The organism is Colwellia sp. MB3u-55, assembly GCF_014076785.1.
Taxonomy (GTDB): Bacteria; Pseudomonadota; Gammaproteobacteria; order Enterobacterales; family Alteromonadaceae; genus Colwellia_A.
Genome location: NZ_JACGUS010000123.1, coordinates 1 through 20,296 on the forward strand (window position 1 = coordinate 1; position 20,296 = coordinate 20,296).

The 20,296-nt window shown below is 36.7% G+C and carries 18 protein-coding genes; 12 read left to right on the forward strand and 6 right to left on the reverse strand.

Going from position 1 to position 20,296, the window contains the following annotated elements; genetic code table 11:
- The 7 genes from H4J66_RS19305 to purF form a co-directional block, all read left to right on the forward strand.
- Window positions 1-1,754, forward strand: a 1,754-nt coding sequence (locus H4J66_RS19305) for a FimV/HubP family polar landmark protein (RefSeq protein ID WP_182176543.1), incomplete at its 5' end; no start/stop codon positions are given.
- A 290-nt stretch (window positions 1,755-2,044) separates the two neighbouring features.
- Window positions 2,045-2,827 carry a tRNA pseudouridine(38-40) synthase TruA gene (gene truA, locus H4J66_RS19310; RefSeq protein WP_182176544.1) on the forward strand — a complete coding sequence of 261 codons (783 nt, stop codon included), beginning with the start codon at window positions 2,045-2,047 and terminating at the stop codon, window positions 2,825-2,827.
- A gap of 215 nt (window positions 2,828-3,042) precedes the next feature.
- On the forward strand, window positions 3,043-3,903 hold the full coding sequence (gene accD, locus H4J66_RS19315) for an acetyl-CoA carboxylase, carboxyltransferase subunit beta (RefSeq protein WP_182176545.1): 861 nt from the start codon (window positions 3,043-3,045) through the stop codon (window positions 3,901-3,903).
- A 21-nt stretch (window positions 3,904-3,924) separates the two neighbouring features.
- The gene (folC, locus tag H4J66_RS19320; RefSeq protein ID WP_182176546.1) at window positions 3,925-5,217 is read left to right on the forward strand and encodes a bifunctional tetrahydrofolate synthase/dihydrofolate synthase; all 1,293 of its coding nucleotides are present in this window, start codon (window positions 3,925-3,927) and stop codon (window positions 5,215-5,217) included.
- A 30-nt stretch (window positions 5,218-5,247) separates the two neighbouring features.
- Complete coding sequence (locus tag H4J66_RS19325; protein WP_182176547.1) at window positions 5,248-5,871, forward strand: SPOR domain-containing protein; 624 nt, start codon at window positions 5,248-5,250, stop codon at window positions 5,869-5,871.
- A gap of 158 nt (window positions 5,872-6,029) precedes the next feature.
- Window positions 6,030-6,512, forward strand: a complete 483-nt coding sequence (locus H4J66_RS19330) for a CvpA family protein (protein ID WP_070374279.1) — start codon at window positions 6,030-6,032, stop codon at window positions 6,510-6,512.
- Window positions 6,513-6,624: 112 nt separating this feature from the next.
- On the forward strand, window positions 6,625-8,142 hold the full coding sequence (gene purF, locus H4J66_RS19335; RefSeq protein ID WP_182176548.1) for an amidophosphoribosyltransferase: 1,518 nt from the start codon (window positions 6,625-6,627) through the stop codon (window positions 8,140-8,142).
- A 148-nt stretch (window positions 8,143-8,290) separates the two neighbouring features.
- Here the strand turns inward: purF and H4J66_RS19340 are convergent, their stop codons facing one another.
- Window positions 8,291-8,890: a Yip1 family protein gene (locus tag H4J66_RS19340; RefSeq protein ID WP_182176549.1), complete on the reverse strand. Its 600-nt coding sequence runs from the start codon at window positions 8,888-8,890 to the stop codon at window positions 8,291-8,293.
- A 269-nt stretch (window positions 8,891-9,159) separates the two neighbouring features.
- A complete protein-coding gene (locus H4J66_RS19345) occupies window positions 9,160-9,438 on the reverse strand; it encodes a hypothetical protein (RefSeq protein WP_182176550.1) in 279 nt (92 codons plus the stop codon).
- A 259-nt stretch (window positions 9,439-9,697) separates the two neighbouring features.
- Between H4J66_RS19345 and H4J66_RS19350 the strand changes: the two genes are divergently transcribed.
- On the forward strand, window positions 9,698-10,492 hold the full coding sequence (locus H4J66_RS19350) for an alpha/beta fold hydrolase (protein ID WP_182176551.1): 795 nt from the start codon (window positions 9,698-9,700) through the stop codon (window positions 10,490-10,492).
- 71 nt (window positions 10,493-10,563) lie between these two features.
- Here H4J66_RS19350 and H4J66_RS19355 read toward each other — a convergent pair whose 3' ends face one another.
- Complete coding sequence (locus tag H4J66_RS19355) at window positions 10,564-11,970, reverse strand: GGDEF domain-containing protein (protein ID WP_182176552.1); 1,407 nt, start codon at window positions 11,968-11,970, stop codon at window positions 10,564-10,566.
- Window positions 11,971-12,520: 550 nt separating this feature from the next.
- Between H4J66_RS19355 and H4J66_RS19360 the strand changes: the two genes are divergently transcribed.
- From H4J66_RS19360 to miaE, 4 genes are all read left to right on the forward strand, one after another.
- Window positions 12,521-13,174, forward strand: coding sequence for an ABC transporter ATP-binding protein (locus H4J66_RS19360; protein ID WP_182176553.1), 654 nt, complete (start codon window positions 12,521-12,523; stop codon window positions 13,172-13,174).
- The gene (locus H4J66_RS19365; protein WP_404842770.1) at window positions 13,167-15,569 is read left to right on the forward strand and encodes an FtsX-like permease family protein; all 2,403 of its coding nucleotides are present in this window, start codon (window positions 13,167-13,169) and stop codon (window positions 15,567-15,569) included. The genes H4J66_RS19360 and H4J66_RS19365 overlap by 8 nt, the downstream gene beginning before the upstream one ends.
- 7 nt (window positions 15,570-15,576) lie before the next feature.
- Window positions 15,577-16,680, forward strand: a complete 1,104-nt coding sequence (locus H4J66_RS19370) for a lipocalin-like domain-containing protein (protein ID WP_182176639.1) — start codon at window positions 15,577-15,579, stop codon at window positions 16,678-16,680.
- 326 nt (window positions 16,681-17,006) lie between these two features.
- Window positions 17,007-17,774 carry a tRNA isopentenyl-2-thiomethyl-A-37 hydroxylase MiaE gene (miaE, locus tag H4J66_RS19375; RefSeq protein ID WP_182176555.1) on the forward strand — a complete coding sequence of 256 codons (768 nt, stop codon included), beginning with the start codon at window positions 17,007-17,009 and terminating at the stop codon, window positions 17,772-17,774.
- A 2-nt stretch (window positions 17,775-17,776) separates the two neighbouring features.
- On the opposite strand, the gene H4J66_RS19380 is transcribed toward miaE, so the two are convergent.
- From H4J66_RS19380 to H4J66_RS19390, 3 genes are all read right to left on the reverse strand, one after another.
- Entirely contained in the window at window positions 17,777-18,808 is a 1,032-nt protein-coding gene (locus H4J66_RS19380; RefSeq protein ID WP_182176556.1) for a GGDEF domain-containing protein, read from the reverse strand.
- Between the two features lie 152 nt (window positions 18,809-18,960).
- The gene (locus H4J66_RS19385) at window positions 18,961-19,716 is read right to left on the reverse strand and encodes a UDP-2,3-diacylglucosamine diphosphatase (protein ID WP_182176557.1); all 756 of its coding nucleotides are present in this window, start codon (window positions 19,714-19,716) and stop codon (window positions 18,961-18,963) included.
- Window positions 19,717-19,725: 9 nt separating this feature from the next.
- Window positions 19,726-20,217, reverse strand: a complete 492-nt coding sequence (locus H4J66_RS19390) for a peptidylprolyl isomerase (protein WP_182176558.1) — start codon at window positions 20,215-20,217, stop codon at window positions 19,726-19,728.
- Between the last annotated feature and the right edge of the window lie 79 nt (window positions 20,218-20,296).

Sequence of the window (20,296 nt, forward strand, 5' to 3'; positions counted from 1 at the left end):
TGATGGATTCAATGGCCGCCGCAGCGCCAAAACCTGAGCCAGTAGCAGATGCCGCTGATGATAGTACTGCTGAGTTAACTGACCCAGACGATATTGATGCACTGATGGATTCAATGGCCGCCGCACCGCCAAAACCTGAGCCAGTAGCAGATGCCGCTGATGATAGTACTGCTGAGTTAACTGACCCAGACGACATCGATGCACTGATGGATTCAATGGCCGCCGCAGCGCCAAAACCTGAGCCAGTAGCAGATGCCGCTGATGATAGTAATGCTGAGTTAACTGACCCAGACGACATCGATGCACTGATGGATTCAATGGCCGCCGCAGCGCCAAAACCTGAGCCAGTAGCAGATGCCGCTGATGATAGTACTGCTGAGTTAACTGACCCAGACGATATTGATGCACTGATGGATTCAATGGCCGCCGCAGCGCCAAAACCTGAGCCAAAGGATATAACTGACAATAGTACTGAAGAGTTAACTGATCCTGACGATATAGACGCACTGATGGATTCAATGGTCAAAGAAAGTGCGGTTGCTGAATTAAATGAACAAGCTGAGAATTTTGAAATATCAGATCCTGATGATATCGACGCCTTGTTAGATTCAATGTCAGCCCCAGAACAGATGTTAAAACCCATTACCGCCGATGATATTATTGATCCTCTTGATGAAATGGCTGCTGAAAATATAGCATTAACTGACCCTGATGATATTGATAGTTTATTAGGTGATATTCAGGGTAATGCAACTGAGACTAAAGAAGATGAAAATAAAGCGCTTATCGATAATTTTACCAATGAATACGTAGCGCCATTTTTATCAGTAGATTTTAGTGAACTACTTAAAGATGATACCGAAGTATTAGTTGACGATACTCATGCAAGTCATGACGAAAGTATAAACGAAAAAATTAGTAAGAAAGATAATGACTTGTCAGATAATTTAGATATAGATGCACTTTTGGCTGAGATGGCTGACGGTGACAATTTAAACTCTGATGATTTAGATATTGGTGACGATATACTCATCGATGGACAAGTCAATGAACTAGAGCCAGAAGCAGCAACTGATTATACCGATAGTGATGTATTAGCTGATTTATTAGCCGATGAAAACATCTCTGACGATTATTTTGTTGATGAAAATAGTGAAAATAGTGAAAATAGTGAAATTGATGAGATTGATGCACTCGCTCATGTTGACTTTGATGACTTATTGGCAAACATAGCAGAAGAGAGTCAAACGACACCTTCAGATGATCTCGACTTTTCAACTGACTTCAATGCTAATGACATTGACTTAGACGCTGTTGATTCCGATGATGAGATTAAGATTGAAGTTGACACTGAAGATGATTTCGATATTGACTTAGATGATGTGTTAGATATTGGTGATGACCTCAATAGTGATAATAATTTAAATGTTGATTTTGAAGATGAAGATGAAGATGAAGATGACTTTGTCTCTGTCGACTCTTTATTATCAGATAGTTTAAGCGACACAGAAGACGAAGAGCCCTACAATAAAACTGACTTTAATGTGGGACTTAATGAGTTCCCTGATTTTTCTGGTGAAAACGCCGCCGAAGAAGAAGATGATAACGGTATTGCCGCTAAATTAGATTTAGCGAAAGTTTATATTGAAATAGGAGATAACGAAAACGCCGAAGTAATACTACAAGACGTAGTAGCAAAAGGTGATGCCCAGCAACAATTTGATGCTCAACAACTACTTGATAATATTAGTTAATCAAGAGACGTTATTTCATTCTATAAAAGCCACTGTTGTGGCTTTTTTTATATAAGTGAAATAGGCGCAATAATAGAAAATGCCAAAGTAATATTCAAGACGTAGTAGCAAAAGGTGATGCTCAGCAACAATTTGATGCTCAACAACTACGTGATAATATTAGTTAATCAAGAGACGTTATTTCATTCTATAAAAGCCACTGTTGTGGCTTTTTTTATATAATCAAAGAACCTGATTGGCATAAACCTTAAAATATTGGATAATGCGCGCATTATAATCGGGAGTTATTGATGCGTTACGCTTTAGGTATTGAATACGATGGAAGCCGTTATCACGGTTGGCAACGACAAAAAAATGCGGTCAGTGTTCAGCAAAATGTAGAAAAAGCTTTATCAAAAATTGCTGATGAAAAAATTGAAGTTATTTGTGCAGGCAGAACTGATACGGGTGTTAGTGCGACTAACCAAGTTATTCACTTTGAAACGGACAAAGTTCGTAAAGATGTTGCTTGGACACTGGGCGTAAATACCAATCTACCTAGTGATATTGCTGTGTCTTGGGTTAAGCAAGTGGACGACAGTTTTCATGCTCGATTTAGCGCCACAGCACGTCGTTACCGCTATGTTATTAATAACAATCGTTTAAGATCTGCAATTTTAAGCCAAGGAATAACCTGCTGTCATTATCCACTTGATGAAAAGCTAATGCATCAAGCGGCACAGTCTTTATTGGGTAAACATGATTTTACTTCCTTTCGCACCGTTCATTGTCAGTCGCATTCTCCGGTTAGAACATTGATTCATTGCAATGTTTCACGACAAGGTGATTTTGTTATTATTGATGTTAAAGGCAATGCTTTTTTACATCATATGGTGAGAAATATTGCGGGTAGTTTAATGCGTATAGGCCAACAATTAGAAACAGTAGTGTGGTTGGGCGAAGTACTTGAAGCTAAAAATCGTTGTGTAGCTGGCATGATGGCATCTGCTGCAGGTTTGTATTTTGTTGGTGTTGACTACCCACAAGAGTTCAACATTCCAAAACCTCCGCTGGGGCCACTGTTTTTACTTTGAGATAAATAGTGACAGAATGAGTAATTACAAACTGCTAATTCCAACAAAACAGACCAGTTTTTTGTATTCATAGTAGGGTTAAATGTGCTTTAATTGTCGGATATAGTTAGAATAATTCAAAAAATTAACAATTTGCTGATAGGTTCGAAACCAATATTGGCAAGTTTTCCTATGTTCCCATGAACATATTAGGTAAAAGAAGGCAAAAATAAATTATGAGCTGGATAGAAAAAATTCTCCCAAAAGCAAAAAGCACCCAAAAACGTAATATCCCTGAAGGCGTTTGGAGCAAGTGTACTTCTTGTAATGCAGTACTATATAAAGCAGAACTCGATAGATTATTATCTGTTTGTCCAAAATGTGATCACCATATGCGTATTTCAGCACGCAAACGTATTGATTGCTTTTTAGATGCAAATAATCGTGCTGAATTAGGTGAAGAGTTTGAAGCACAGGATATTTTAAAGTTCAAAGATTCAAAACGTTATAAAGACCGCCTAAGCGCTGCACAAAAAAGTACCGGTGAAAAAGATGCACTGGTTGTTATGATAGGCGAACTTAATGGTATGCCTATCGTTGCTGCTGCGTTTGAGTTTGCTTTTCTAGGTGGTTCAATGGCATCAGTTGTTGGCGCTCGTTTTGTTAAAGGTGTTGAATACTGCCTTGAGCATAACCTACCACTTGTTTGTTTTTCTGCAAGTGGCGGAGCACGTATGCAAGAAGCATTATTTTCATTAATGCAAATGGCAAAAACAAGTGCCGCATTAGCGAAAATGAGCGAAAAAGGCTTGCCTTACGTTTCGGTATTAACTGACCCTACGATGGGCGGCGTATCTGCAAGTTTAGCTATGCTCGGCGATATTAACGTTGCAGAGCCTAAAGCGTTAATTGGCTTTGCGGGTCCACGTGTTATTGAACAAACTGTTCGAGAGAAGTTACCTGAAGGTTTTCAGCGTAGTGAATTTTTAAAAGAAAAGGGTGCTATTGATATTATTGTTGACCGACGTGAAATGCGTAGTACGCTTTCTCGTATGTTAGCTAAATTCATGGGACATCCAAGCCTTAACGCTTCATAACTAACGTTTCATAACAACACTATGCCAACAAACAACAAAAGCCATTTTGCTAGCAAGTCGCTAGCTCAATGGCTTTCTTATTTAGAAACAATACATTTAACTGAGATCGACTTGGGGCTCACACGCATTTCGCTTGTGGCTAAGCGATTAAATATTGATTTCAGTTTTGCCCAAGTGATCACGGTCGCAGGTACTAATGGTAAAGGCACTACCTGTGCTTTTATTGAAAATGCTTTGCTCGGTGATGATAAAACAGTTGCGGTTTATTCTTCACCACATATTGAAAAGTTCAATGAACGCTTACGTATTAATAATATTGACGTTGACAGTCAGTCATTGATCAACGCCTTTGAGCAAATAGAGCAACAACGTGGTGATATTTCACTAACCTACTATGAATACACAACATTAGCCGCATTTTTAGTTTTAATGGAAAGAAAACCTGCTTTTATTATTTTGGAAGTAGGTTTGGGTGGGCGTTTAGATGCCACAAACTTAATTGACGCTGATATTGCGGTTATAACCACGATAGACTTAGACCATCAAGCGTACCTAGGTGATAATCGCGAAAGTATTGGCTTTGAAAAAGCGGGTATCATGCGTGCGCATCAAAAAGTTGTTATTGGTGATACCGATTGTCCTATATCAGTACTTGCTCATGCTAAAAAACTTAAAGCCGTGGTGAGTCTGCGAGGCGATGACTTCTCTATTGAACCGCACCAAGTACCCGCTTGTCACTCTTTGTGGCGTTGGACATTTGGCGAGTACCAAATCAATGATTTAAATAAGCCTTTTATACCTCAAGATAATGTAGCAACAGCACTAACAGTATTGGCTTTACTTAATGATTGTTCTGTTGTTTTTAATACTGAAAGTGTAAATGTCTTAATAAACCAAACAAAAGTTGCTGGTCGAACTGAGCTTATCAGTAAAAAATCGTTAAACAGTCCGGTGCTACTTGATGTTGGCCATAATCCTCAAGCAGCACGTTATTTAGTTGAGTATTTAAAGTCGCAAAAGTATGACAAGCTTTATGCAGTTACCGGTATGTTAAAAGACAAAGATATTGCTAACACCTTTGGGCCATTATCCACATTAGTTGATAAATGGTATTTAGGCAGTTTATCTATGCCTCGTGGAGCTACCGCAAAGGAGTTAGCCGAAAAATTGTTATTAAATGAAGATTCAGCTAATTGTTTTGACAATATCACTGAGGCATTTAGAATGGCTAACAAAAATTCAACAGCAACAGATTTGATCTTAGTGTTTGGATCATTTTACACCGTAGCTGAAGTCCGACGTTTATTGCTGTAGTTTTTATTAACTGCAGCCTGGGAGTTCCATTTGTCTACACCTTTTCAAAACCGCTTAGTTGGCACCATTATTGTGGCTGCGGTTGCTATTATTATTTTGCCAGACTTACTAGACGGTAATAAAAAGACCTATCAAGATGAGTTTGAAAAAATTCCACCTCCGCCTAAGGTCGAGTTTGTTAAGAACACTCCAAGCTTTCCTGAAGATAAAATTTTTATAAATACCGACGAAATACTGAGTGATGAAACGGCGTTAGATGACGATATCTCTTCGACTGAACAAGCAATAAAAAATACAGCTGAAACAGAGAGTGACCCGAGCTTAAATAACGCTGTAGCGACCAAAGAAGACGATAAAGAGTCAACTGAGCAAGCAATAGATAATATTTTGCCAGAAAAGTCCGTGTTGCAACAAGCATGGGTAGTACAGCTGGGCAGTTTTCGTCATAAAAAAAATGTTGCACAGTTATTACTCAAGCTTAAAGATAATGGTTATACCGCTTTCACAAAGCCGATAAAAACAAAAAATGGCCCATTAATTAAAGTTTTCATTGGTCCTGAACTGATCAAAAACTCATTGATAAAAAAAATCTCAGCATTGAAAAAATTAACCGGTGTTGAAGGTAAAATTGCTCGTTTTTATCCGACAAAATAATAAGTTATAACCACTGCCCAATAATACAGTGTAAAAAGTAGTTGAGCACTTTCAATGGCAATGGCTATTTTAAATAAAACATTGGTAAAATAAGGGGCGTTTCTGTTAGAATGCGCGCCTTATTATGCTGGTAAATATTCATTGGTAACGATTAATTTATGGTTTGGATAGACTATGCCATCTTGGCAATTGTAGGCATTTCAACATTAATTAGCTTGGTTCGCGGCTTTGTCAAAGAAGCTGTTTCGCTAGTTATCTGGATCAGTGCCTTCTTTATTGCCAGCCACTTCTATGTAAATCTTGCTAGTTTATTGACAAACATTTCCGATCAAGTCCTACGTAATGCCGCGGCAATTGCTATTCTTTTTATTACCACGTTAATTCTTGGCGCTATGGTAAATTATCTTATTGGTCAATTGGTCAGTAAAACCGGCTTGTCTGGAACCGATCGCCTGCTAGGGCTTGTATTTGGTGCATTACGTGGCGTGTTAGTTATCAGCGCAGTATTATTCTTTATGGATGCATTTACGCCAGCGTCATCAACCGCATGGTGGGCAAGTTCTCAACTCATCCCCGAGTTTACACTCATTGTTGAATGGTTTTTCGAATACCTAAAGAATTCATCAAGCTTTTTGAAATAACGTTATTGTAGTGCCATGAAAATGGGGCTGATGTTCATTAGTATAATTTTTATTTACTTAGCGTTTATGTTATTAAAACGCCCTTAAACTTAGTTCTGTGGAGAATAAACGCATGTGTGGTATTGTTGGCATTGTTGGTAAAACATCGGTAGGTCAAGCATTATATGACGGATTAACTGTACTTCAACATCGTGGTCAAGACGCTGCAGGTATTGTGACTATTCACAACAATACCTTTAGACTACGTAAAGGAAATGGTTTAGTAAAAGACGTGTTTCATACGCGTCATATGTTGCGATTACAAGGTAACATGGGTATTGGTCATATTAGATATCCAACCGCAGGTACTTCAAGTTCTTCAGAAGCTCAGCCATTTTATGCCAATGCTCCTTTTGGTATTTCTCTTGCACACAATGGTAATTTAACCAACGCGATTGAATTAAAAGAGTGGTTATTTAATGTCGCACGTCGCCATGTAAATACCACCTCTGATTCTGAATTGTTACTCAATATTCTCGGTCATGAATTACAATTGACTGAAAATTTGAAATTAACACCTGATGACATTTTTACTGCAATATCTAATGTACATGAGCGTATTCGTGGTGCCTATGCAACGGTTGCTTTGATTATTGGTCATGGCATGGTGGCATTTCGTGATCCTAATGGCATCCGTCCTTTAGTATTTGGTAAGCGTGAAACGGCTACCGGTATCGAATATATGATTGCTTCTGAGTCGGTAGCGCTTGATGCAAACGACTTTGAATTTGTCCGCGATGTTGCGCCTGGCGAAGCTATTTATTTCACTGAAGATGGGCAAATTCACAGCCAGCAATGTGCAAAGAACCCAACATACAACCCGTGTATTTTTGAATATGTTTATTTTGCGCGTCCTGATTCAGCAATTGATAAAATTTCTGTTTACGGCTCTCGTGTTGAAATGGGCAAAAAATTGGGTGATAAAATTGCAAAAGAATGGGAAGACGTAGATATCGACGTTGTTATCCCTATTCCAGAAACATCATGTGATACTGCTTTAGAAATTGCTCGCCATCTTGGTATCCCATACCGTCAAGGTTTTGTGAAAAACCGCTATATTGGTCGAACTTTTATTATGCCGGGTCAAGAGCAGCGTATGAAGTCAGTTCGCCGTAAACTTAATGCGATAACAACTGAGTTTGCTGGTAAAAATGTATTGTTAGTCGATGACTCTATTGTAAGAGGGACGACTTCTGGGCAAATCATTGAAATGGCTCGCTCTGCGGGGGCAAAAAATGTTTATTTTGCCTCAGCCGCACCAGAAATTCGTTTTCCTAATGTTTACGGTATTGATATGCCAAGTGCCAATGAACTGATTGCTCATGGCCGTGAATTAGACGATATTTGCCAATTAATTGGTGCAGATAAACTTATTTTTCAAACCTTAGAGGATTTAGTTAGTGCTGTGGGCAGTGTAAACCCTGAAATCAAACAATTCGAGACATCTGTTTTCGATGGTCAATATATAACTAAAGATATTACTCAGGGCTATTTAGAACGTTTAGATGCGATGAGAAATAATGAGAATAAAGAAGACTCAGATAAAAATGCTGATTCAATTATAGATATGCACAATGAAGGTGCTGAATAGCATCAGGCTTGTCTGAACGACACCATAGAAAAATAAAGTAAAATAAAAGCCCGTTTAGTTTATCACTAAGCGGGCTTTTTTATCATCAAATGCTAAAGATACATATTTATAATAAATGACTTATCGACTTAAATTTATAATAAAAGCGTTAAGATATATGTTCAGAGCCAAAGCCCATACCTAGCATAATAGCGCTAAATGCCATTAAAGAGACTAAAAGAACTAATCCGCAAGTAACCACCGAGCTTGAATAAATAAAGCCTTTTTCTTCTGGAATATTCATCATGATGGGTACGCCAGAGTAAAGTAAATAGACTGAATAACAAAGTGCGGCTAGTCCCGCTAAAGCAACAAACCATAAAACAGGAAATAAAGCGGTTACGCCAACCATTAATAATGGTGTTGCTGTGTAAGCGGCTAACTCTAAAGATTGGGTGAAATCAGGCTTAGCATCAAAAGTTTTTGCCATCCATTGAATTAAAAAAGCTAAACCAATAACACCAAAGATCAAACCAAAATACATACCGACAGACATAGTCATTGCGCTTGCCTGAGTTAATTTTATTGGATCTCCTACGCCTATTGTCCAACCAATATGAGCAGCGGCAAAATAACTACAAATGGCAGGTATTAACGCTATGGTTAAAATATGAACCATGCTATACATTAAGCTTTCGTGGCGCCTTTCTATTGTGTGCCACTCTTTCTTAGGGTCAGTATACAATCCCCATATATGGTTTAATATCATAATAAAATCCTCTCGCTGTCCCCAAAATTACATTTATTGCTTTTTATTTTTTATTAATAAATGTCTGTGTCGATCAATGTTTTTATTATTGATAGCTTATTTATGTAAGATGGCGAAGCTTTCGTCAAGAGATGAATAGCAATTAAGCTAAATTAAATGCAAATAACTTCTTTTTATACCGAAAATAACAGATGTTTATATAGTGATATATTATTTTGTTCTTTCAAAGAAAAGTGTGGGCTATTAAGAATGTCATTGTTAATTGAAAATCAGGCGACTTTTATTCTAACAATATTCATGACTTCTATCTCAAAGCCGGCAATTATTTCAGTGCTTGTGTAATAGGTCATGTTCACTTGTTGTTTGCTAAGCGATTTATAAGCTTTTTTCCGCTTATATTTAAATGGAGCATCACAGCCTTTTATCATTATCGTATTAATAAACCACTCATCTTGTTCGCGTTGAACATGAGAGACGACAGTAACATTTTCACTATGAACAAGTTTGTCATGTTTTTTTAAGAGACTGTTTACTGTTTTCTTTTTCATCTTTATTACCTTGACGAGACGTTGTAATGCCCGGACCTAAAATAGTAGCGCCATTGATATTGGCTTTGTATTAATAAGATAAACTATTCTAAACTTTATTATATCTTTTCGCAAAATTGACAATTAAGACGGAACATCATTAAAGTATTACCATAGTAAGGCGGGATATTAGCGAACTTATTAGGAGATTTTTTTTAAATTTAGCTATACTAGCTACTCTTAAGTTTGTATAACTCATCGTAATGGGGTGTTTGTAGTAATGAGCAAATCAATTCTTTTCCATACTATTTATCCACATAAAACCAGTAAAGTATGGGTTGTTTTTGTCCATGGTGCTGGCGGTAGTTCGGCAATTTGGTTTCGTCAGATCAGAGATTATCAAAAAACCTATAATGTGCTCTTACTTGATCTTCGTGGCCACGGAAAGTCCAGCCATCTGGTACAAACCTTTGTTGATAGTAATTACTCCTTTAATAAAGTCTCTGAAGATATCATCGATGTTTTAGATCACAACAATATTAAATGTGCACATTTTGTTGGTATTTCTTTAGGAACTATTATTATTCGTAACATAGCTGAAATTGCGCCTCAATATGTATCAAGTATGGTGCTAGGTGGCGCTATCACTCGTTTTAATGCTCGTAGTAATATCTTGGTTTATTTGGGAAATACCTTTAAGCATTTTTTACCGTACATGTGGTTGTATCGTTTATTTGCTTTTATTATGATGCCGAAAAAACGCCATAAGGAATCGCGGCACTTATTTGTTCGTGAAGCTAAACGTTTGTGCCAGAAAGAATTTATTCGTTGGTTTAAGTTAGCGATGGACGTGAATCCCTTGATGCGTTATTTCAAAGAAAAAGAAATTGATATACCTATCCTTTATATTATGGGCAAGGAAGACCATATGTTTTTGGGGCCGGTGATGGAAATGGTTAAACAACATAAAAACAGTTTATTACACACCATCCATAAATGTGGTCATGTCTGCAATGTTGAGAACCCCGAACTCTTTAACCAACATTCGTTAGAGTTTATCGCTCAACAATACTAATATTATAAGATATATCTACCCCTTGAGAACAAAGTTATGTTTTTTCTTTTATAAGAATTAGTCTATAGCGGTTAAACAGAACTGATTTGGTTACGCCCGTTTTCCTTTGATTTATACATGGCTTTATCCGCTCTTTTGAGAAATAAACCAACATCATCTGACTTAGTTAATTGAGTTGCCCCCATACTTACGGTGACCTTTACTTTTTTATTATCAATAATAAGAAAGGCATTATCAACAGCCGTGCGGATGCGTTCAGCAACAATTAACGCGAAGTCGATGTTGGTAGCGGGAAGAATGAATGCAAACTCTTCACCGCCAATTCGCCCCATCAGATCATTCTCTCTCAGTACCAATTGGCTTACGTTGCAAATAAGTTTTAAGACATCATCGCCAATCGAATGTCCATAGGTATCATTAAATACTTTAAAATAATCTACATCTAACATTAATAAACACAGTGGAACTTGATAACGATGGGATCGCTCTAATTCAAGCTGCAAAGATTTCATAAAAGCGCGTCTGTTAGCAATGCCGACTAACTCATCCGTTGTCGCCATTTTTCTTAATTTATTAATGTCTTGTTCTATATGGTTAGCCATTTTATTTAAATTTTTGCTCAGTGAGCCAATTTCATTTTTTACGAGGACCTTGCTACGTGCTTGGTAATTTCCTTCGGCAATATTTTGTGCATCGTGAACCAGTGAAAATATGGGCATAACAATTTTATTTCTGACATAAAAAGTAATAATTAACGCCATAAGCGTTGAAATAACTAATAATAAAATGACATACCATAAATGTTTTTTTTGCTTAATGTTAAACTCATCAGCCTCGACAATTAACCTAGTTTCTACAGCTTCGATAAATTTTTGAATAGGTTGCATGATGGCCCTTTTTTCTTGCTGGTATTGAGGTGAAAATAATAGCTTAACCGCAAAAGCCCTTTCAGGCTCGCCTTTAAGGGTAAACGTACCTTTACCATCGTTGTAGAGTCCTGCCATTAATGCAAAAGCTTGTTTTTCTATAGTCATTAAATTATCTGAGCGGGCTTGGGACTGTTGAAGAAGTAACAACTCACTTTCTGTAAAGCCCATATTCCCCATAAGTGTCTTTAATGGGACTTGTACGCCTAATTTATCTGAAGTAAATCGTTCTGGCGTAAGTGAGGTGTGCCAGTAAGTGGGAGGGTATTTTTTTGGTCGAGGAGAATCCCCGTTTCGTATTGCAATGATGTCAAAGTAATACTCTTTATAAATTTCATCCCCGGTAACCACATAATTACGTGCCATACGTGTTAGGTCATCTGAACTTTGACGTAGTTCATTAGCAATGCCTAGCGAATATATATGGTGCTTTTTATCCTTAATTGCTTGTAGATCAAAAATACCAATAATATGAAAGACAACATAACCCCACATGCTTAATATGACGATAAAGCATAAAAAACCGATTTTATTGCCAGTGGAAATATTCATCAATAACCTATTGGTTTGGTGTTAGCTATGCAATAGTACACAGTTGTTACTATTTACTTATTTCATTCACTAAAGTCTAACCATGAAATTAAAATTTTACAGACACTTTTATTAAGTGTTGAGTTTATCCAAACGAGTATCCTTATAGATTTATAAATCTATAAGGTATGATATTACTAATATCACTGTTTTAAAGCTTACTTTGAGTATAGACACTTCTGATCATCTTGTGTAAATAAGCGATAATTCTTGATACGGGTATGATAAACAGGCATTAATTTAATCCCCATAGGTTAGTTATTTACGATATTTCGGCCACAACACTATTAGCGCCTAACTTCTTTTTATCAGTGTTAAACACCGAAGTGTGAGTTAATGGAGCCGTAATAAAATTTATTTATATTGTTAATTACTCACTTAGTGTCGGCTAAATGAAATCTTATTCATAATTACCTGGCTAAATGAAGGGGTAATTTTAGGGGATTAAATACTTTGGGGTGCTTTTGTAGTATTTTTACCATGATATTCTGCTTAATAATAAGGAGTTACCGTGATTTGCGTAAAAGACTTATCTTTTAGCCGTAATGATGGCGCCAACAAACAAAATATTTTAAATAAACTCGATTTATTTGTACCTGCAACACAGCACCTTGCATTACTTGGTGATAGTGGTTCAGGTAAAACAACCTTTTTGCATATTTTAGCGGGACTCTTGCAAGCAGATAGTGGCTCGGTAAGTATTAATAATCAAGAGCTTTCATCACTGAATGAGACAGAACTTGCGCTTTATCGTCGTAAAATAGGGCTAATATTTCAGCATTACCAATTGCTTGACTGTTTAACTGTAAAGCAAAATATTCTCTTTCAACACAAACTCAATTACCCCAAAGAAATTGCGGATGAATTTGACCATATCGTCAATAAACTCGGGCTCCAAAGTAAGCTTGATTCATTGCCAGAAAAACTCTCAGGGGGAGAACAACAAAGAGTTGGCATCGCAAGAGCTTTACTTAACAAACCTCAGATAATTTTTGCAGATGAACCAACAGGTAACTTAGACCGGCAGCGCTCGCACCAAGTCGTTAAACTTCTTACTGAGTTATGCACTGAGCAAAAAATCAATTTGGTGATGGTGACTCACAGTCATCAATTAACCGATTACTTTGATCATGTAAAAGTACTTAGAGATGGGCATTTTGAATAATTTGACCAATGAAATTAAACTTATTCTCGCCACTCATTTAGCCTTCTATCGAAGACATCCTTGGTTAATGGCATTATTTTTTCTTGGTTTTAGTCTAGGTAGTGCACTATTAACCGCAATTTCTGGTCTTAATCAAGAGGCTAATACACGCTATGAGAATTCTTCCGCATTAATCAATAACCCCGTTACACATTTAATTAAACCATTAACAGGGAAGTACTTTATTGATGGCAATATATGGCTCACTTTACGACAACATGGCTTTATCAATACTCAACCCGTTTTACGAGGTCAATTAAAAACCAACAAAGGGGAAACGCTTGCCATTCAAGGTGTGGATACTTTGCTGTGGTTAAACCGTGCGCAATACCAACAAAGTGATGAAAATGTTAATAAAACTGCTCAACGATTTTCCCTTTCTACCTTATTAGTTGACTCAAAATTTGCAAATCGTATCGTGACAAAAACAGGTGAGCCGATAAATTTTTCGCTGCAAAACGCTCAGCAACAACCTGAAGTTATATTAGCTGACAATATCGGATTTTGGGCGATCACTGATATTGCCAATGCTGATTATTTATTAGCCGCTAAAGGGCAACTCAGTTTTATTGAGCTCTCGCATGTTAGCGAGCAGCAATTAATAGAAATAGCAGAGCTAATTGCTGGGCAAGCACAGTTGATCGATGCAGAGCAACAATCGTTCGATGTTTTATCTGAAGCCTTCTTTTTTAATCTGACTGCACTTGCCATGCTAGGTTATATTGTTGCGGCATTTTTGAGTTTTAATGCGATAAAACTGACCTTAACTGCGCGACAAAAATTAATAGAGCAAATGCAGCTATTAGGTTGCATTAAGTTAAGTGTTCAATTGAGCCTTGTCATTGAGCTTATTATTGTCAGTATTTGTACTGCTTTATTAGGCACATTAGGTGGTTATTTAATTGCTAATGCATTAGTGCTTGATGTGAATAGCACTTTAGTTGGCTTGTATCAACTCGATAAAGCGCTTGTGATCAATTGGCAATGGTCAAATGTCTTATTAGGGTTTGCCCTTAATATTTCGGCTTTGGCAGTAATACTTTTAGCGCAAGCCAAACAAGTTGCCCAAAAAAGTCAACTGATGTTCTATAGTTTGTTGGTTAGTACATTAGCGGCGGTCATAGGTTTACTCTATTATGCGACTAATGAGTATCAAGCCTTGCTGCTGTGTTTTGCGCTTTTAATGTTATTTATTTTACTTGTGCCTAAAGTACTGTCTCTCTTGGTTTCATTACCGTTCACCATTACAAATCCATTAACACAATGGCTTCACGCCGATACCCGACTCCATGTAAAAGATCTTCATATTGCTATTATTGCAATTTTAGTCGCGCTTGGTAGTGCCATCGGTATGCAAATTATGGTGAAAAGTTTTAGCCATACATTAAATGCCCATCTTGAAAAACAATTAAGTGCTGATATATATTTGCGTTCAGATAAGCTCGATAACAACTTAAGGCAAGCGCTCACTAACTTGCCTGAAGTTGATAAGTTAAGTATTTATATGCAAAGTGATGGTGATGTAAATAAAGTCCCTGCGAATCTTGCAAGCTTTGGTAATAGCTTTGAACATTATCAACATATTTCGCTGACTTCAGGCTCAGCCATTAATGGAGCAAATTTTTATGGTCAAGGCTGCTTGGCTAATGAACAAAGTAAAATTAAGTTTAATTATTCATTAAATGACGTGATGGTATTTAAGCAAAACTCAACTAAATTTACTTGTCGTATAACAGGGTTCTTTTATGATTATGGTAACCCAAGAATATCGTTACTTACGCTAGAAGAACGCCATAAAACAGCCGCACTAAATCATGATGTTTTTGGTTATTCAATACGGCTAAAAAGTAGTACTTCCGTTGCCGTTTTTAGCGAGCGTTTAATGGACGAATTTAAACAAGACAGTACAAAAATTTTAGCCAATAAAAGATTTAAAGAAATCGCTAATACCTTGTTTGAAGATACGTTTGTAGTGACCAAAGCACTCAATGGTTTTATTCTCGCTATTGCATTGTTAAGTTTGTGTACCAGCCTATTAAGTTTAAGTGTTAATCAATTAAAGCAATTAACCATATTACGTAATTTAGGCGTGACACAGCGGCAATTATTAACCATGAAATTGCTACAAACAGCAGGTGTAGTGGTTTTTACCGCATTGTTTGCTATTCCGCTCGGCTTCGCATTGGGCTTCGCGTTATTGAAGTTTGTCATGCCAATTGCCTTTGGCTGGACTATTCACTTTAGTTTAGATTTAAGCAGTTTATTAATAACTTGTTTAACGCTAGTTGGAGTCTCTGTTTTATGTGCCTATTTACCGATTCGAAAATTAACTAACTTATCGACTAAGGAGTCATAATCGCGTGATAAAAAGACAAGTTTTGGTCGGGGTATTATTGACTCCGTTTGTTTTTGTACGATTTACGCTTGTGCTGCTAATTTTTGCGCTGTCTGCGTGTCAACCTGCTGAGCAAGAAACAACATCATCTAAATTACAAGTGGCTATTGGCAAACCGGTAATACAGGGCACTGCTCTTATCTTCCCCGCAGATCATGGTATTCATGCTGAACAAGGTATTGAGTGGTGGTATGTGACGGCTAATTTGCAAAGTGACACGGGTGAGACTTTTGGGGTTCAATGGACATTATTTCGCACACTAATGCCAGGTAACCTTGAGTCAAAATGGTGGGATAATAATCTTTACTTTGCTCATTTTGCAATGCAACACCAACAAGATCATGTTGCGTTTGAACGGTTTTCACGAGCAAGGCAAGCTAAGGTCATTAGCTCGCCGTTTAATGCCAGTATTGATGATTGGCAGTTGGGCAGTATCAACAACGAATTTTTACCACTCAATTTAACCGCAGCCCATGAAAAATATGAAATCGCTCTAACTCTAAGCGACAGTCCAATAGTTTTGCATGGCGACAAGGGCTATAGTCAAAAAACACAAAGTGGTCATGCATCTTATTACTTTAGTTATCCCTTTTTAAAAGTAAAAGGTCGCCTAACTTTTGCGGGTAACACCTATAACGTTACGGGTAATGCATGGTATGACAGAGAATGGTCGGCGAGTTTACTCGACAAAAATCAACTCGGTTGGGATTGGTTCAGTATTGTTGACACTCAATCAGCCGCTCAATCAGAGAAGCAAGGACTCATGCTCTTTTGTATTCGAGGTAATAATAATAATTATGAGTATTGTAGTGGTACTGAGATAGCCCCCAATGGCGTAACAACACCACTTTTTACAGAAGATATTAAATTGTCTGTTATTGAAACCGTGACATTAAATAACAACGATTATCCTAGTAAATGGCAAGTTGAATTAACGAATAGACCAACCATTATTATTGAAAGCATTACCAAAGATTCACGTAATCAATTAACGATCCCTTACTGGGAAGGACGAGTAAAAGCAACGGGTGGTTTTAATGGTATTGGCTATGCTGAAATTACTGGCCACTAATTATTCATTATTAAGTTGTTATTTTATAAACCCTGGTCAAATGACTAATAAAAGAACTCATCCGTAAGTTATATGTAAGACTTGCAATCATTATTGCCTGATAATATTAGTTTCTTTGCTGTAAAAAAGTGGATTGAGTGAGATAATTTTGTTTCATAAAAGGCCCTTACTTTGTGGTATTAGCGTCTAAAGTAACGTTTAAAGTAGCATATAAAGTACTCAATATTATTTTCTCGTTAACTTTCTCTAAAATAGCCGCGCAATTATCAATAAGGGTATGATAAAATCTATTTAAATCTAGTGTATATAGTGAAGAATTTCACCAAATGTCGACTGCAAAATTATTATCTCCAATACTGTCATTCTTAAAGTGCGAAACACCACAAGCATGGCTTAATGAAGCCGTAAAGCCTGAAAATTTATCTGTGCTATTAATTGATCACCTGGTCTGTGAATTAAAAGCAGCTCAGTCTGCTATGTTTTTGATCCGAAAATATGCAGTTGATAAAGAAAGTGGTGATGCTTTGTTGGCATGGCTGCAGCCATTTGAGCAATTAATCTATAAAAGGCAAGGGGATTGGCGCTCATTACCGTCGAAAAACAAGTTAACTAAAGCCATATTACCTAAGTCAGGTTCAGCACACGGGCAAGGCCTTATCGACAAAATGGTCTTACTGATAAAAGAAGAATTACATCATTTTTATCAAGTATTAGAAATGATGGATGAGTATGGTATTGAATATCAAAGTATTACGCCGTGCCGATACGCGAAAGGCTTACTTCGCCATGTAAAATCTTTTGAACCTGATGCTATGGTTGATAAGTTAATTATCGGTGCCTTTATCGAAGCTAGGTCGTGTGAACGTTTTGCTAAAATAGCCCCTCATGTTGATAAACGTCTTGGTGATTTCTATATATCATTATTGCGCTCTGAAGCTAGGCACTACCAAGACTATTTATCATTAGCGACAGAAATAACCGGAAAAGATATTTCTGAACGAGTGAGGTACTTTGCCGATATTGAAGCGGCATTAATTATTAGCCCTGACGAAGACTTCAAGTTTCACAGTGGTTTACCAATAAAAGCTATTTAATTTTAGTAAGCATTTTCTGGGTGTTGTGTGGCAATTATACTCGCTAAAACACAACAATTTCGCCCTGAATTTTTAGCTTTATATAAAGCTTGGTCTGCATTATTAAATAATGTAGACCAAGTCATATTACTTTGTAGTTCGGCAACACCGATAGATACTGTTATTGGCGGCAGTTGCGTATTACTTTGGCGTTGGACTAACTTTAATGTTGAAATAGCCAGACGAATTTTTTCAGCCATTGAATGAGCAAATTGTTGAGATTTGTTTGATAGAATCACTATAAATTCTTCACCACCGTAGCGTACAGGAATATCATCTGATGCTACATGTTCTTTGATGATTTTAGCAACAAGTTGAATTACTTTATCACCGACACTGTGCCCGAAAGAATCATTCACTTTTTTAAAGTGATCAATATCGATAACTAAAGACGAATGAGTCTGACTCAATGATAGCGTTTTTAATCTTTGCTCACATCCTCGGCGATTTAATAATCCGGTTAAGGTATCAATTAAGGCCTCTTGACGAGATTCTTCTAACTTTTGTTTTAGCTGTGAAACTTCTTGAGAAGCCTTATAAAGTTCGGTTGATAAAAACTTATGTTTAACTTTTGACTGACCTATAGTGTTAAACAAAAATGTTGTAATATTTTGCAGCGGTTTATATACCCTTAATTGACCAAGTGCCTTACTTATTTTATTTAGGTGGCTTATCGCGGCTTTTTCATTTGAAACTTGATGATCAAGCTGCGCTAAGGTACTACTTAATGTGTACCCTAAAGGTGTGAATATTTTATCTTCAATTTGTTGAGTATTTGATAAAAACTTAACAAATAAAGAATCGAGGAAAATAGTGTCTAAGGGTTTATAGGCGGCTAATTGAACATCTATTTTACTATTGAGGGATAAAATTTCTTTAGTGAAATAATAATAAGCTACTGCGTAATGACTAGGTGTAGGTGCAACATTATGAAAAATCATGAATTTTTTTGCTTCTTCAGAAATAATCATAGCGTGATGAAAGTTCTCCTGCATAATACGTCCTTTTATTATTTTTTACATCATAACAGTTAACTAAAAGTAAACTCAATGTAAAAGCATATAGAAACGTGTGGTTTTATAAACTTTTATTGACCAAGCTATAAGTTATTTATATAAGTATTAATCAATTTAAAACAAATGGAATTTTAGTCAGTTTTAAAAGCTTGTGAAAGTAACTTTATACTGTTTTCTGTTACCTTTAACCAAGCGCCCTGTTCATACCAGTCACCTAGTACAATACGTTGAGCGGGAGCATTATTTACTTGAATATTGTGGATGTTTGGACGATGGGTATGTCCATGTATCATTAACTGACTTTTATATGACTCAAGTGCGTTTATAACTTCAGTTTCGGTAACGTCCATTATTTCTTGTGATTTCATTGCCGTTGCACTGGCACTTTTTATGCGATAGTTCTCAGCAATTTTTCGGCGTATAAACAAAGGCAAGTTTTTGATGATGGCTTGCCACCACCATGAGCGTGATTTTTTTCTAAAGGCTTGATAGGCAATATCACGCGTACATAAGGTATCGCCGTGCATAATAACAACAGGTTTACCGTATAAATTAATAAGGTCTATTTCAGGTAATAAAAGCATACCACAGGCTTTAGCATATTTTTTACCAAGTAAAAAATCTCGATTACCATGAATATAGTAAATACGGGTGCCTAGCTTGCTTAATGTTTTTAAGGCGTTGGAAACGTTTATAACAAAAGGATTTGTATCATCATCGCCAATCCAGTACTCAAATAAGTCACCTAATATATAAAGCGTTTCGGCTTTAGGCGCATCATTTTCAAGGAATGACAAAAAACAGGCCGTGATATCAGGCCTATTTTGAGCTAAATGTAAGTCGGCAATAAAATAGGTTACCGACTCTTTTAATACCGTGCTGGTCACTGAATGAAATTAATCAATAATCGCAGATTCAATGATAATTTCTTCTTTTGGTACATCGTCATGACCGAGCAAACGGCCAGTATCAACTAATGTCATTTTATCAACAATATCCATGCCTTCAACAACTTCGGCAAATACACAATAACCCCAACCTTGCACAGATTCGTTTTTAAAATTTAAAAAATCATTGTCGCTTAAGTTGATAAAAAATTGAGCTGAAGCTGAATGTGGCTCTTGGGTTCTTGCCATCGCTAAAGTGCCACGCTTATTTTCTAAGCCATTACTTGCTTCATTCTGAATGGTTTCACGAGAATCTTTTTCTTCTAAGCCAGAAGCAAAACCACCGCCTTGTGCCATAAAACCTTTAATGACACGATGAAAAATAGTGCCGTTGTAAAAACCATCTTCAACATATTGCTGAAAGTTTTTTGCTGTAAGAGGTGCTTTATCAAAATTTAATTCAATTTTGATATCGCCTAAGTTTGTTTTTAAAATGATCATTTTATTTACTCTTCAATTTCGATATGGGAATTGTAAACGAAAGCACAGAACTGTAAAGCAAACTTATGGATATTGTGTA

Excerpts from the sequence above, each read along its gene's own strand:
- truA (WP_182176544.1), top strand. The coding sequence starts at position 2,045 with ATGCGTTACGCTTTAGGTATTGAATACGATGGAAGCCGTTATCACGGT.
- accD (WP_182176545.1), top strand. The coding sequence starts at position 3,043 with ATGAGCTGGATAGAAAAAATTCTCCCAAAAGCAAAAAGCACCCAAAAA.
- folC (WP_182176546.1), top strand. The coding sequence starts at position 3,925 with ATGCCAACAAACAACAAAAGCCATTTTGCTAGCAAGTCGCTAGCTCAA.
- H4J66_RS19330 (WP_070374279.1), top strand. The coding sequence starts at position 6,030 with ATGGTTTGGATAGACTATGCCATCTTGGCAATTGTAGGCATTTCAACA.
- purF (WP_182176548.1), top strand. The coding sequence starts at position 6,625 with ATGTGTGGTATTGTTGGCATTGTTGGTAAAACATCGGTAGGTCAAGCA.
- H4J66_RS19340 (WP_182176549.1), bottom strand. The coding sequence starts at position 8,890 with ATGATATTAAACCATATATGGGGATTGTATACTGACCCTAAGAAAGAG.
- H4J66_RS19345 (WP_182176550.1), bottom strand. The coding sequence starts at position 9,438 with ATGAAAAAGAAAACAGTAAACAGTCTCTTAAAAAAACATGACAAACTT.
- H4J66_RS19350 (WP_182176551.1), top strand. The coding sequence starts at position 9,698 with ATGAGCAAATCAATTCTTTTCCATACTATTTATCCACATAAAACCAGT.
- H4J66_RS19355 (WP_182176552.1), bottom strand. The coding sequence starts at position 11,970 with ATGAATATTTCCACTGGCAATAAAATCGGTTTTTTATGCTTTATCGTC.
- miaE (WP_182176555.1), top strand. The coding sequence starts at position 17,007 with ATGTCGACTGCAAAATTATTATCTCCAATACTGTCATTCTTAAAGTGC.
- H4J66_RS19380 (WP_182176556.1), bottom strand. The coding sequence starts at position 18,808 with ATGCAGGAGAACTTTCATCACGCTATGATTATTTCTGAAGAAGCAAAA.
- H4J66_RS19390 (WP_182176558.1), bottom strand. The coding sequence starts at position 20,217 with ATGATCATTTTAAAAACAAACTTAGGCGATATCAAAATTGAATTAAAT.